The sequence below is a fragment of the Rubellimicrobium thermophilum DSM 16684 genome (genome assembly GCF_000442315.1).
Classification (GTDB): domain Bacteria; phylum Pseudomonadota; class Alphaproteobacteria; order Rhodobacterales; family Rhodobacteraceae; genus Rubellimicrobium; species Rubellimicrobium thermophilum.
On record NZ_KE557320.1, the window covers coordinates 879,199 to 892,404 of the forward strand.

Sequence of the window (13,206 nt, forward strand, 5' to 3'; positions counted from 1 at the left end):
AGGTCCTGCATGACCGACGGGGCGGCACCCGTCCTTGATGTCCGCGACCTGCGGACGGTCTTCCGGACACGTGGGGGGGCCGTCCATGCCGTGAACGGGGTCTCCTTCTCGCTGAAGGCCGGCGAGCTTCTGGGCGTCGTCGGGGAATCCGGTTCGGGCAAGTCGGTCACGATGATGTCGCTGCTGCGGCTTGTGCCATCGCCTCCGGCCGAGGTGACGGGCGGTGCCGTGCTGTTCGAGGGGCGCGACCTTCTTCGCCTGCCGGAGGCCGAGCTGCGCCGGCTGCGCGGGGGGCGGATCGGCTTCGTGTTCCAGGATCCGATGACCTCGCTCAACCCCGTCTTCACCGTCGGCTACCAGATCATGGAACCTCTGCGTGTCCATCTGGGCCTGTCGCGGCGGGCGGCGCGGGACCGGGCGGCCGAGCTGCTGTCGCTGGTCGGGATTCCGGATGCGCGATCGCGCCTGTCGGATTACCCGCACCAGTTTTCCGGGGGCATGCGCCAGCGGGTGATGATCGCCATCGCGCTGGCCTGCAATCCCAAGGTGCTGATCGCGGACGAACCCACGACCGCGCTCGATGTGACGATCCAGGCACAGATCCTCGATCTCATGGCCTCGCTGAGGGAGAAGCTGGGCATGGCCGTGATCTGGATCACGCATGACCTTGGGGTGATTGCGGGGATCGCCGACCGGGTGATGGTCATGTATGGCGGCCAGATCGTGGAGCACGGCCCGGTGGAGGCGATCTTCGGCAATCCCTCGCATCCCTATACCCGTGCGCTGCTGACCACGGTGCCCAGGGTGCGCGGCGAACGGCCGCGGCGTCTGACCGTGATCGAGGGACAGCCGCCTCTCCTGACGGCACCCCCCGATTTCTGCACCTTCCGCGACCGCTGTTCTCAGGCCTACGAGATCTGCGACCGGCTGAACCCGCAGCGCTATCCGGTGGGAGAGGGGCATGACGCGGCCTGCTTCCTCTGCGATCCCGGGCTTGCCCCGCAGTCCGCTGCCCCGAGGGTCGCCCATGTCTGAGACCTCTGCCCGCCCCTCGCCGGAGCCCGTGATCGCCGTCCGCGATCTGTGCATGCATTTCCCGATCCATCGCGGCCTTCTGCGCCGGCAGGTGGGGGCGGTGAAGGCGGTGGACGGGGTGAGCTTCGACGTGATGCCCGGCGAGACGCTGGGCCTGGTGGGCGAATCGGGCTGCGGCAAGAGCACGACAGGGCGCGCCGTGCTGCGCCTTTACGACATCACATCGGGGAGCATCCGCCTCGAGGGGGTGGAGATCGGACAGATGCCGCAGTCGCAGCTGCGGCGGCTGCGCCCCCGGATGCAGATGGTATTCCAGGATCCGCAGGCCAGCCTCGATCCGCGCATGACCGTCGAGGGCATCATCCGCGAGCCGCTGGACGAACACACCCGCCTGTCCTCGCGTCAGAAGCGCGAACGGGTGCATGAGCTTCTCGATGCCGTGGGGCTGTCGCGCCGCTTTGCCGGGCGCTATCCGCATGCCTTCTCCGGCGGACAGCGCCAGCGCATCGGGATCGCGCGGGCGCTGGCGCTCAACCCCCGCTTCGTGGTCTGCGACGAGCCGATCGCCGCGCTCGATGTCTCGATCCAGGCGCAGGTGGTGAACCTGCTGGAGGACCTGCAGGAGCGCTTCGGGCTCACCTACCTGTTCATCAGCCACGATCTGTCGATGGTCCGCCACATCGCGAACCGGGTGGCGGTGATGTATCTGGGCCGGATCGTCGAGATGGCAGGGCGCGAGGCGCTCTATGCCGATCCGCTCCACCCCTATACGCGCGCCCTGCTGTCTGCCGTCAACGAACCGGACCCCGGCGCCGCGCGAAGCCGCCGGCGCATCCTGCTGACGGGGGATGTGCCCTCGCCCGCCGATCCGCCGCGCGGGTGCAATTTCTGCACCCGCTGCCCGGAGGTGATGCCGATCTGCCGCGAGATGGACCCCGCCCTGCGCGAGGTGGCGCCGGGCCGGCATGTGGCCTGTCATCTTCACGATCCCGCCATCACCACGCCCCGGGAGCCAACCCGGGCAGCCCCGACCGCTGTTGAGGCCGCGAGCACGAGGGGGGACCAGCCCCCCTCCATCCTGTCAACAAGGAGTGTCCCATGAGACTGATTCCCGCCCTGTTGGGCGCCACGGCCGCGCTCGCCCTCGCGAGCGGTGTGTCCGCGCAGGAGACGCGCGGCGACTCCGGCCATCTGAACATCCTCTACTGGCAGGCGGTCTCGATCCTGAACCCTTATCTCTCCGGAGGCACCAAGGATGTCGAGGCATCCTCGCTCGTGCTCGAACCGCTGGCGCGCTATGATCAGGACGCCAACCTCGTCCCCTGGCTCGCCGCGGAGATCCCGAGCGTCGAGAACGGCGGCGTGGCCGAGGACTACACCTCCATCACCTGGAAGCTGCGCGATGACATCGTCTGGTCCGACGGCACGCCCCTGACCGCCAAGGACGTGGTCTTCACCTGGGAATACTGCACCGCCGACGGCACCGGCTGCGCGCAGGAAGGCAAGTTCGAGGGGATCACCGCCGTCGAGGCGCTGGACGAACACACCGTGCGCATCACCTTTGCCCAGCCGACCTATTTCCCCTGGGTGGCCTTCGTGGGCGCGCAATCGCCGATCCTCCAGAAGGCCCAGTTCCAGAACTGCGTCGGTGCCGCGGCCGCGACCTGCACCGAGGCCAACACGCGGCCCATCGGCACCGGCCCCTTCGTCGTGACCGAGTTCCTGGCCAACGACGTCGTCTCCTTCGCCGCCAACGAGAATTACCGCGACCCGAACAAGCCCCATTTCGCCACCGTCACCTTCAAGGGCGGCGGGGATGCGGCCGCAGCGGCCCGCGCCGTGCTCGAGACCGGCGAGTTCGACTATGCCTGGAACCTCCAGCTCGCGCCCGATGTGCTCCAGTCCATGCAGGCGGCCGGACAGGGGCAGGTCGTCTCGGCCTTCGGGACGCTGGTCGAACGGATCGAGGTCAACCTGACCGATCCCTCCCCCTCGCTCCCCGAGGGCGAGCGCAGCACCCTGGCCCATCCCCATCCCTTCCTGACCATCCCCGAGGTGCGCGAGGCCATGTCGCTCGCCATCGACCGGCAGACGCTCGTGGATGTGGGCTATGGCGAGGCCGGGCGGCCGACCTGCAACCTTGTCCCGGCGCCTGAATATTATGCCTCGGACGACAGCGAATGCGCGACGACCTTCGATCTGGAACGGGCCAAGGCCCTGCTCGAGCAGGCGGGCTTCACCGACACCGATGGTGACGGCGTGCGCGAGAATGCCGATGGCGTGCGGCTGTCGGTGCTCTTCCAGACCTCGACCAATGCCGTGCGTCAGGACTTCCAGGCGCTGATCAAGTCGTGGTGGGAGGAGATCGGCTTCGAGGTGGAGCTGCGCAATATCGACGCGGCGGTGTATTTCGGCGGCGATGCCGGCAGCCCCGACACGATCGAGAAGTTCTACGCCGACGTGGAGATGTACGCGAACAACTTCGAGGGGACCGACCCGACGAGCTACCTCGCGGCCTATACCTGCGACAAGATCCCCTCGCCCGAGACGCAGTGGCAGGGTCAGAACATCAACCGCGTCTGCGACCCCGCCTATGAGGAGATGCTGGCCCAGTTCCAGGCCACGGGCGATCAGGAGGAGCGCTCGCGCCTGGCCCGCGCGATGAACGAGTATCTCACGCTCGACAATCATATCGTGATCGCGCTTGTCGATCGGGGCCGGGTCTCGGGGCATGCCAACTCGCTGGGCGGGGTGGTGCTGAACACCTGGGACAGCGAGCTGTGGAACATCGCCGACTGGTATCGCATCGCCCAGTGAGGGCCTGACACCCCTGCCCGCCGGTGCGAATCGCGCGCCGGCGGGCGCTCCGGACAAAAGGTTAAGATCCGGTTCACGCAACGCGCGGTGCCGCAAGGATTCGTCAATCCTTTCCCGCGAGGATGGCCGCCAGACGATTCGGATTCCTGCCCATGCTGACCTTTGCCATCCGCCGCCTGATTCTCGCCGTGCCCACGCTGCTGTTCATCGGGCTGGTCATCTTCCTGCTGCTCGAACTCGCCCCCGGCGACCCGATGGCGGATCAGCCCCTGACCATCCCGCCCGAGGTGCGCGAGCAGATGCGCCAGGCGCTCGGGCTCGATCAGCCCTGGTGGGTGCGCTTCTCGCTCTGGCTCTATCAGATCGCGGTTGTCGAACCGCAGGTCCTCATCGACCATCTGTTCGGCACATCCTTCGCCGAGGGCAAGGCGCGCATCATCTCCTGGCAGACCAAGTTCCCGGTCATGGACATCATCGTGCAGCGCCTGCCCCAGACGCTGTGGGTGGTCGGGATGGCCTATCTCGTGGGGGTGCTGATCGCGATCCCCATCGGCATCATCAGCGCCGTACGGCAGTATTCGGCCTTCGACCAGATCGGCACCTTCGTGTCGATGGTGGGGTTCTCGGTGCCTACCTTCTTCACGGGCGTGCTGATGATCGTCATCTTCTCGGTCAATCTCGGCTGGTTCCCGTCGATCTACAACACGCAGCTGCGCGTGACGGACTGGGACAGCTTCCTCCAGCAGCTCCGGCAGATGGCGATGCCGGTCTTCGTTCTGGCGCTCTACAACGCCAGCCAGATCAGCCGCTACATGCGCGCCTCGATGCTCGACAATCTCCAGCAGGATTATGTGCGCACCGCCCGCGCCAAGGGGATGACCGAACGGACGGTGGTGCTGCGCCATGTGCTGCGCAATTCGATGATCCCGGTCGTCACGGTGATCGCGCTCGGCATTCCGTCGATCTTCGGCGGGGCGATCATCACCGAACAGGTGTTCAAGGTGAACGGCCTGGGCCAGCTCCTCATCATCGCGATCAATGCCAACGACCTGCCGATGGTGCAGACGCTGACCTTCATGTTCGCGGTGCTGATCGTGCTCTTCAACCTGATCGCCGACATCCTCTACGGCATCCTTGATCCGAGGATCCGCTATGACTGACGCCGCCAGCGAACCCACCCGCCCCGGTCCCGGCGGCACCGCCCGCCCCCTCCGGCCAGAGCCGCCTGCCGTCCGCGATGCGGCGACCAATCCCTGGGGGGATGTCTGGCGCCAGTTCCGCACGCACAAGGGCGCGCTTCTGGGCCTCGGCTTTCTCGTCTTCGTGACGCTGTTCTGTCTGCTCGGTCCCTGGCTCTGGCCTGTCAGCCCCGGCGCGCTGGATGTCCGCAACAAGGATCTGCGCCCGGTCTATCACCTGCTCTGGGACGGCTCGGCGCGCGTGTCCTGGTCCCATCCGCTCGGCTCGGATCAGCTCGGGCGCGATCTCCTGGCCCAGCTCATCGCGGGGGGGCGGGTGAGCCTCGCCGTCGGCTGGACGGCCATGCTGATCGCGATGCTGATCGGGACGCTGGTGGGGGTTCTGGCGGGCTATTTCCGCTGGCTCGACGGGATCCTGATGCGGTTCACCGATCTCGTTCTGGCGCTGCCGATCCTGCCGCTGCTGCTGGTGATGATGCTGTTGTTCCGCGATCCGCTGCGCGCGACCTTCGGTCCGGCCACGGGCATCTTCATCCTGATCGTGACGGTGATCGGCGCGACATCCTGGATGCAGACGGCGCGCATCGTGCGCGGCGACGTGCTGGCGCTCAAGGAACGGGAATTCGTCCTGGCCGCGCGCAGCATCGGCACGCCCGCGCGACGGATGATCCCGCGGCATATCCTGCCCAATGTCCTGTCGCCGATCATGGTTTCCGCCACGCTCGGCCTCGCCTCGGCGATCATCACCGAATCGGCGCTGAGCTTCCTCGGCCTCGGCTTTCCGTCGGATTTTCCGACCTGGGGCAAGCTCCTGTTCGATTCGACCGATCGGATGGCCGATTTCCCCGAGCGGGTCCTCTGGCCGGGGCTGGCCATCTCGCTCACGGTGCTGAGCGTGAACTATATCGGCGACGGGCTGCGCGATGCGCTCGATCCGCGGATCCGCGGGCGATGAGGCCCGTGTCAGCCATGCAGACGGCGGCGGATGCGGCGCAGACCGATCCAGGTGACAAGGACGACGAGCGGCGTCACGGCCGCACCCAGCCAGGCCTTGTCGATCGAATGGGTCAGCGGGGCCAGCAGATACAGAAGGAGGCCGACGCCGTAATAGCTCACCGCGACGACCGAGAGCCCCTCGACCGTGTGCTGGAGCCGCAGCGCCATGTCCGCGCGCCTGTCCATGCTGGCCAGCAGCTTCTGGCTCTGGGCGCTGCGATCGACATCCACGCGGGTGCGCAAGAGGTCGCCGGCCCGGATGGCCCGGGCGGCCATTGCCTCGAGCCTCGCGCGGGAGGACGCAACGGTGCGCATGGCCGGATCGAAGCGGCGGGCCATGAATTCGGCCAGGGTCTGGCGCCCCTCGAAGCGTTCCTCGCGCAGGGCCTCGATGCGCTGGGCAACGATCGCCTCATAGGCGCTGGTGGCGCCGAAGCGATAGCTGGCCGTGGCGGCCATCCCCTCGATGGCGGCCGAGATGGCCAGAAGGGAATCGAGCGCTTCCTCCGGCCTGTCGGCAGCCGCCATCCCGGCGACAAGCGCCGACAGGCGGGCCTCGATCCGCCCCATCTCGGGCGAAAGGGCGCGGGCACGGGCAAAGCCCAGCATGGCCATGGCCTTGTAGGTCTCGATCTCGCACAGGCGCTGAACGACACGGCCGATGCGTCGTTCGCCCACGCCGGGCCGGACCCAGATGGCGAAACGCAGATGCCCCGCCGGATCGATGCGGAAATCCGAGGCGATCACCAACTCGTTGTCGAGCACGCGCGAGACGGCCAGCGATTCGGGCACGAACCAGGCGTCAGCCTCGGGTGCGATTCGCTCGTCCCCTTCGGCGAGCTCGATGCGGAACAGCGCAGAGGTGAGCCGCAGCCCCGGGGCCCGGGCCAGCCAGTCCGGCGGAAACTGGGCGAAGAGTGCCGGATCGAAAGGCGGGCCTGGCTCGCCTTCACCGATCAGGGTGTAGGTCACGAATTCCGTATGGCTCTCCCATTTGAGCCAGTGCCGGCCCAGTCGCCCATACCAGTGGGTTGCGTCGGGCTGGGGATGCGGAGCGCCGAAACGGTCCAGCAGCTCGAGCAGATGCGCCCGTTCCAGGGCCCGGTCGCGCGCCGCAGCCTCCTCGGCCTGCTTGATCGCAAGGAATGCGGCCCATCCCGGCGCGCGAGCCACGGGAAAGGGGCGCGCATGCAGTTCGTTGGCTGTCACATAGCGCAACGGATGATCGTCGAGCGGCATCCCGCACCTCCGCCAGATGGGGGCAGACTAGCGCATGACGTGCCGTCGTAAAGAGATTCGCAAGCCAGAATAATGGCTTAACTGCACACCATGGCATACCGGATCAGGCTTCGGCATACCGAACCGGACTGCGGAGCGGATGCCCCGCAGTCCACCGGATCAGACGGATCAGATGGCCACCACGTCGAGCGGGGGGAAGCCGTTGAAGCACACGGAGGAATAGGTGCTGGTATAGGCCCCGGTGTTGCGGATCAGCACGCGATCCCCCGCCCGCAGCGTCAGGGGAAGCTGCACCGGGCGCTTCTCGTAGAGGACATCGGCCGAATCGCAGGACGGCCCGGCGACGATGCAGGGGCCGGTCGGATCGCCATCGCGGTCGGTAAGGAACTGATAACGGATCGCCTCGCCTTCGGTCTCGGCCAGGCCCGAGAAGCGCCCGACGGAGAGATAGACCCAGCGGTGCAGATCGCGCTCCGACTTGCGGGAGGTCAGGACCACCTCGGCCACGATCATCCCGGCCTCGGCCACAAGGCCGCGGCCTGGCTCGGCCATGATGCGGGGCACATGACCGAACCGCTCGTGGACCATGGCCATGACACCGGCCGCATAATCCGTCGGCGCCTCGATCGGCTCGCCATAGAAGGCGGGGAAGCCGCCGCCGATATTGAGCAGCGTCAGCGCATGACCCGCCTCCCGGGCACGGGTCCAGAGCGCCGCCACCGCATCGAGCGTTGGGGCCCACATCGCGGACTGGCGGGTCTGCGATCCGACATGGAAGGACAGGCCCAGGGGTTCGAGCCCCAGGCCCTTCGCTGCATCGAGCAGGTGCAGCGCGGTCCCGGCGTCGCAGCCGAACTTGCGCGTCAAAGGCCAGTCCGCCATCGACTGTTCGACAATAACACGGACATAGACCTGTGCGCCGGGGGCATGGGCCGCGATCTTTTCCAGCTCTTCCTCGGCATCGGCCGCAAAGAGGGTGATGCCCCGCTCATGCGCCCAGGCGATGTCACGCGCGCGCTTGATCGTGTTGCCGAAGGAGATGCGGTCGGGCGTGGCGCCGGCCTCGAGACATTGCGCGATCTCGCCGGTGGAGGCGGCATCGAAATTGGCTCCGAGCTGCACGAGGCGGCGCAGCAGGGCGGGATGGGGATTGGCCTTGACGGCATAGTGGATGTCGGCGCGGCCAAGGCCCGTCTTGAGCGCATGATACTGCGCCTCCATCCGGTCCACATCGAGAACCAGCGTCGGCCGGTCGAAGGCCGCCGTGCGGCAGAAGGTCTCGAGACGGGAGGGGACAGCGAAATCAGGCGTCGGGGCCACGGCCCCCGCGTTCAGGACGGTCATCGGTCATCTCCGACAGACGAAGGGCCCCGGGCCCGGTTCATTCCAAGGGAGACGTTACCGTCGCTGCGTAAACACGTCGGGCGCGAGGCTGACCGGCCAGAGGCGCGTGCGTTGGCGTCTGTGGCGCCCAGATGGGGCCAAACGGGATTCGGATCAAGACCCTTCTTTGTGACCGGCAAAGATTCTGCCGATCGCGGGCAGAAGCGCACGCCCCCCCTTGCGCCGCTGCCCGATTCCGTCCGCCCCCCGGGGGGCCCATCCATGTCATCCATGAGGCCCGGCAAGGACTTGGCCATGGTCTGCCGACGTGAAAGGTTCGGCTCATGACCCGGCTGATCCTCTTCAACAAGCCTCATGGCGTCCTGACGCAGTTCACGGACCGTTCAAGCCCATCCCCCCGGCCGACGCTGTCGGGATTCGGTCTTCCACAGGGGGTCTATCCTGCCGGACGGCTCGACCGGGACAGCGAAGGGCTGCTGCTGCTCACCGACGACGGCATGCTTCAGGCACGGATCGCCGATCCCCGGCACAAGATGGAGAAGACCTATCTGGTGCAGGTGGAGGGGGCACCGGATGACGAGGCCCTCGCCCCGCTGCGCCGGGGGGGTCGTTCTCAATGACGGCATGACCCGCCCGGCACGAGTGCAGCTCATCCCGCCGCCATCCCTCTGGCCACGCAACCCGCCGGTGCGCCACCGTCAGAGCGTGCCGGACCGCTGGATCAAGATCGTCATCACCGAAGGCCGCAACAGGCAGGTGCGGCGCATGACCGCCGCGATCGGCTTTCCGACGCTCCGTCTCGTGCGGTGGCGGATAGGGCCGTGGAGCCTTGGGGATCTCTCCCCCGGAGAATGGCGGGAGGTCAATCCTGGCGCGGCAGGGCCCGAGCGGCTGTCAGCACCTCCTCGGCGTGGCCGGGAACGCTGACCTTGGGCCAGAGGCGGGCCACCCGGCCATCGGCGCCGACCAGAAAGGTGGTTCGCTCTGCACCCATGTATTTGCGGCCATACATGCTCTTCTCGACCCAGAGCCCCAGGGTCTCGAGCAGCGATCGCTCCTCATCCGAGACGAGCGTCACGCCGAGGCCGTGCTTGGCCTTGAACCGGTCCAGGGCCTTCACCGGATCGGGTGACAGACCGATGACGGGAATGCCGAGAGCCGCGAAATCCGGGGCCAGGCGGGTGAAGTCGTTCGCCTCGGCCGTGCAGCCCGATGTATCGGCCTTGGGATAGACGTAAAGGACGAAGGGTTTCCCCCCGAGCATGGCGCGCGAGACCCGCCCGCCGCCGTCGGTGGGCAGGTCGAAATCGGGGAAGAGATCTCCTTCGGCGATGGCAGGCATGGTCGTTCCCTTGCGATATCCTCAAGCCGATGCTGGCCATGCCGGCCTCGCGCCGCAAGGGCCCCTGCCCTGCGCCGATGCACAGGGCCGTGTGCCTCTCTGCATCACGCGGGGATCCGGGTCAGCAGCTCGTCGAGCGACTTCTTGGCATCGCCATAGAACATCCGCGTGTTCTCGCGGTAGAACAGCGGATTCTCGATGCCCGAATAGCCCGTTCCCTGACCCCGCTTGGAGACGATCACCGTCCGTGCCTTCCAGACTTCGAGCACCGGCATCCCGGCGATGGGGCTGTTCGGGTCCTCCTGCGCCGCCGGATTCACGATGTCGTTCGAGCCGATGACGATGGCCACATCGGTTTCCGGGAAATCCTCGTTGATCTCGTCCATCTCGAGCACGATGTCGTAAGGAACCTTCGCCTCGGCCAGAAGGACGTTCATGTGGCCGGGCAGGCGCCCTGCGACCGGGTGGATGGCAAAACGGACGGTCTTGCCCCGGGCGCGCAGGCGGCGGGTCAGTTCCGAGACGGATCCCTGGGCCTGCGCCACCGCCATGCCATAACCGGGAACAATGATGATGGACTGCGCATCCTCAAGCAGGGCCGCAACGCCATCCGCATCGATGGCGACCTGTTCTCCCTCGATGGCTGCAGCCGGGCCGGTCGTGTTGCCAAACCCCCCGAGGATGACCGAGATGAAGCTGCGGTTCATCGCGCGGCACATGATGTAGCTCAGGATCGCCCCCGAGGCACCGACCAGCGCCCCCGTGACGATCAGCAGGTCATTGCCCAGCGTGAAGCCGATCGCTGCCGCAGCCCAGCCCGAATAGCTGTTCAGCATCGACACGACCACGGGCATGTCGGCCCCGCCGATTCCCATGATCAGGTGGTAGCCGATGAAGAAGGCCGCCAGCGCCAGAAGGAACAGCCACAGGAACCAGCCCGTCGCGACATAGAGCACGAGAAGCAGGAGCGACAGCAGCCCCATGCCGAGATTCAGCCAGTGGCCGCCGGGAAGCTGCACGGCCTTCGATCCGATCCGTCCGGCAAGCTTGCCGAAGGCGACGACCGATCCGGTGAAGGTCACCGCGCCGATGAAGACGCCCAGGCCCACCTCGACAAGAAGGATGTTGATTTCGGCCGCCGTCTTGTGAGCGAGAACGGCGGCAAAGCCGCCAAGCTGGGCAAGCCTCTCGGCCGCTCCTTCGACACCGGCCAGGGCCTGCGCCTGAAGCCGCTCGACGCGGGCCAGCTCGATATCGGCGTTCCAGCCGATGAAGACAGCGGCAAGGCCGACGAAGCTGTGCAGCGCCGCGACGAGCTGGGGCATCTCGGTCATCTGGACGCGGCCGGCGACATGGATGCCGACCACGGCACCGATCAGGACCATGCCCGCCACGACCCAGAGATTCCCGACCCCCGGCCCGAACACCGTGGCGCCCACGGCCAGCGCCATGCCGACGATCCCGTACCAGACGGCACGCTTGGCGCTTTCCTGGTTGGAGAGGCCGCCAAGAGAAAGGATGAACAGGATGGCGGCCGCGACATAGGCAGCTCCGACAAGTCCCACGCTCATCTCACGACCTCTGGAACATGGCGAGCATCCGCCGGGTGACGAGGAAACCGCCGACGATATTGATCGAGGCGATCAGGATCGCGACGGCAGAGAAAATCACGACGAGCCAATTCCCCGATCCGACCTGCAGCAGCGCGCCGAGGATGATGATGCCCGAGATGGCATTGGTGACCGCCATGAGCGGCGTATGCAACGCATGCGAGACGTTCCAGATGACCTGGAACCCCACGAAGCAGGCGAGCGCAAAGACGATGACATGGGCCATGAAGCTCGCCGGAGCATAGAGGCCCACCAGACCGAGGATGATCGCCCCGGCCGAGATCAGTCCCACCTGTCGCCGGGTTTCGGCCCGGAAGCGCGCCATCTCCTGCGCGCGACGTTCCTCGGGCGAGAGCTCCTTCGGCTTCGGCGGCTGGGGTCGGGCGGCGATGGCCGGCACCTTCGGGGGCGGCGGGGGGATAGGTGATCGCCCGGCCATGGACCACCGTGGCACCCCGGATGACGTCATCCTCCATGTTGTGCACGAGGACGCCGTCCTTGCCCGGCGTCAGATCCGCCAGCATGTGGCGGATGTTCGTCGCATAGAGCGAGGAGGCCTGCGCCGCCATGCGCGAGGGGAAGTCCGTATAGCCGATGATCGTCACGCCGTTCTCGGTCACGAACTTTTCGCCGGGAACGGTCAGCTCGCAGTTGCCGCCGCGCTCGGCCGCAAGGTCCACGATGACCGAGCCGGGTTTCATCGCCTCTACCATGTCGCGCGTCCAGAGCTTCGGCGCCGGACGCCCGGGGATCAGGGCGGTCGTGATGACGATGTCCATCTGCGGCGCCAGCTCGCGGAACTTCTCGAGCTGCTTGGCCAGGAATTCGGGGCTGGAGGGCGCGGCATAGCCCCCCGTGGCGGCCCCGTCCTGCTGATTGTCCGAGAAGTCGAGGAAGACGAAGTTCGCCCCCATCGATTCGATCTGCTCGGCCACCTCGGGGCGGACATCGAAGGCATGGACAACGGCGCCGAGGCTGACAGCCGTGCCGATCGCCGCAAGACCCGCGACCCCGGCCCCCACCACCAGGACCTGCGCCGGCGGCACCTTGCCCGCGGCCGTGACCTGCCCGGTGAAGAACCGGCCGAAATTGGCCCCTGCCTCGATCACCGCGCGATAGCCTGCGATATTGGCCATCGAGGACAGCGCATCCATCTTCTGCGCGCGGCTGATGCGGGGCACCATGTCCATCGCGATCACGGTTGCGCCGCGGTCCTTCGCCTCTTCCAGCAGGGCCGCATTCTGGGCCGGGTAGAAGAAGGAAATGAGGGTCTGCCCTTCGCGCAGCCGGGCAACCTCGTCGGGCTCGGGCGGGCGGACCTTCACGATCACATCCGCCTGCGCGATCAGGGCCGCCGCATCCGGAACGACCGTCACGCCCTCGGCCTCATAGGCGGCATCGGAGAAACCGGATGCTTCGCCAGCGCCGGATTCGATAAGGCATTCATGCCCGAGCTTGCGGATGTCCCGGGCCGATGCGGGTGTCATCGCCACCCGTGCTCCCCGGGCGCGCGTTCGCGCAGCGCGCCGATCCTCATGGCCTGTCCCCCGCCGATAGTTTCCTGCGCCGCGAATGCATAGCCGCCTCCCGGACGCCTCACAACCCTGCGAACGCCAACGGATCC

9 protein-coding genes and 2 pseudogenes are annotated in these 13,206 nt (G+C 67.1%); 6 read left to right on the forward strand and 5 right to left on the reverse strand.

Annotation, left to right across the window (positions count from 1 at the left end):
• Positions 1-9: 9 nt before the first annotated feature.
• The 5 genes from RUTHE_RS05255 to RUTHE_RS05275 all read left to right on the forward strand — a co-directional run bounded on the left by RUTHE_RS05255 (position 10) and on the right by RUTHE_RS05275 (position 6,006).
• Entirely contained in the window at positions 10-1,035 is a 1,026-nt protein-coding gene (locus RUTHE_RS05255) for an ABC transporter ATP-binding protein (protein ID WP_021097274.1), read from the forward strand.
• Positions 1,028-2,137, forward strand: a complete 1,110-nt coding sequence (locus RUTHE_RS05260; protein ID WP_021097275.1) for an ABC transporter ATP-binding protein — start codon at positions 1,028-1,030, stop codon at positions 2,135-2,137. Before RUTHE_RS05255 ends, RUTHE_RS05260 begins: the two co-directional genes overlap by 8 nt.
• Positions 2,134-3,852 carry a peptide ABC transporter substrate-binding protein gene (locus tag RUTHE_RS05265; RefSeq protein ID WP_021097276.1) on the forward strand — a complete coding sequence of 573 codons (1,719 nt, stop codon included), beginning with the start codon at positions 2,134-2,136 and terminating at the stop codon, positions 3,850-3,852. Before RUTHE_RS05260 ends, RUTHE_RS05265 begins: the two co-directional genes overlap by 4 nt.
• Positions 3,853-4,004: 152 nt before the next feature.
• Complete coding sequence (locus RUTHE_RS05270; protein ID WP_021097277.1) at positions 4,005-5,012, forward strand: ABC transporter permease; 1,008 nt, start codon at positions 4,005-4,007, stop codon at positions 5,010-5,012.
• The gene (locus RUTHE_RS05275; RefSeq protein ID WP_021097278.1) at positions 5,005-6,006 is read left to right on the forward strand and encodes an ABC transporter permease; all 1,002 of its coding nucleotides are present in this window, start codon (positions 5,005-5,007) and stop codon (positions 6,004-6,006) included. Before RUTHE_RS05270 ends, RUTHE_RS05275 begins: the two co-directional genes overlap by 8 nt.
• Before the next feature lie 8 nt (positions 6,007-6,014).
• Here RUTHE_RS05275 and RUTHE_RS05280 read toward each other — a convergent pair whose 3' ends face one another.
• Positions 6,015-7,286, reverse strand: a complete 1,272-nt coding sequence (locus tag RUTHE_RS05280; RefSeq protein WP_021097279.1) for a DUF3422 family protein — start codon at positions 7,284-7,286, stop codon at positions 6,015-6,017.
• A 168-nt stretch (positions 7,287-7,454) separates the two neighbouring features.
• Positions 7,455-8,630, reverse strand: a complete 1,176-nt coding sequence (locus RUTHE_RS05285) for a type III PLP-dependent enzyme (RefSeq protein WP_021097280.1) — start codon at positions 8,628-8,630, stop codon at positions 7,455-7,457.
• 323 nt (positions 8,631-8,953) lie between these two features.
• Between RUTHE_RS05285 and RUTHE_RS05290 the strand changes: the two are divergent.
• Positions 8,954-9,557, forward strand: a pseudogene (locus tag RUTHE_RS05290) (pseudouridine synthase).
• Here the strand turns inward: RUTHE_RS05290 and RUTHE_RS05295 are convergent.
• From RUTHE_RS05295 to RUTHE_RS05305, 3 genes and pseudogenes are all read right to left on the reverse strand, one after another.
• Complete coding sequence (locus RUTHE_RS05295; RefSeq protein WP_021097283.1) at positions 9,493-9,972, reverse strand: peroxiredoxin; 480 nt, start codon at positions 9,970-9,972, stop codon at positions 9,493-9,495. The pseudogene RUTHE_RS05290 and the gene RUTHE_RS05295 sit on opposite strands and share 65 nt — an antisense overlap.
• A gap of 104 nt (positions 9,973-10,076) precedes the next feature.
• Positions 10,077-11,543: an NAD(P)(+) transhydrogenase (Re/Si-specific) subunit beta gene (locus tag RUTHE_RS05300; RefSeq protein ID WP_021097284.1), complete on the reverse strand. Its 1,467-nt coding sequence runs from the start codon at positions 11,541-11,543 to the stop codon at positions 10,077-10,079.
• A gap of 1 nt (position 11,544) precedes the next feature.
• A pseudogene (locus RUTHE_RS05305) lies at positions 11,545-13,119 on the reverse strand (Re/Si-specific NAD(P)(+) transhydrogenase subunit alpha).
• Positions 13,120-13,206 lie beyond the last annotated feature (87 nt).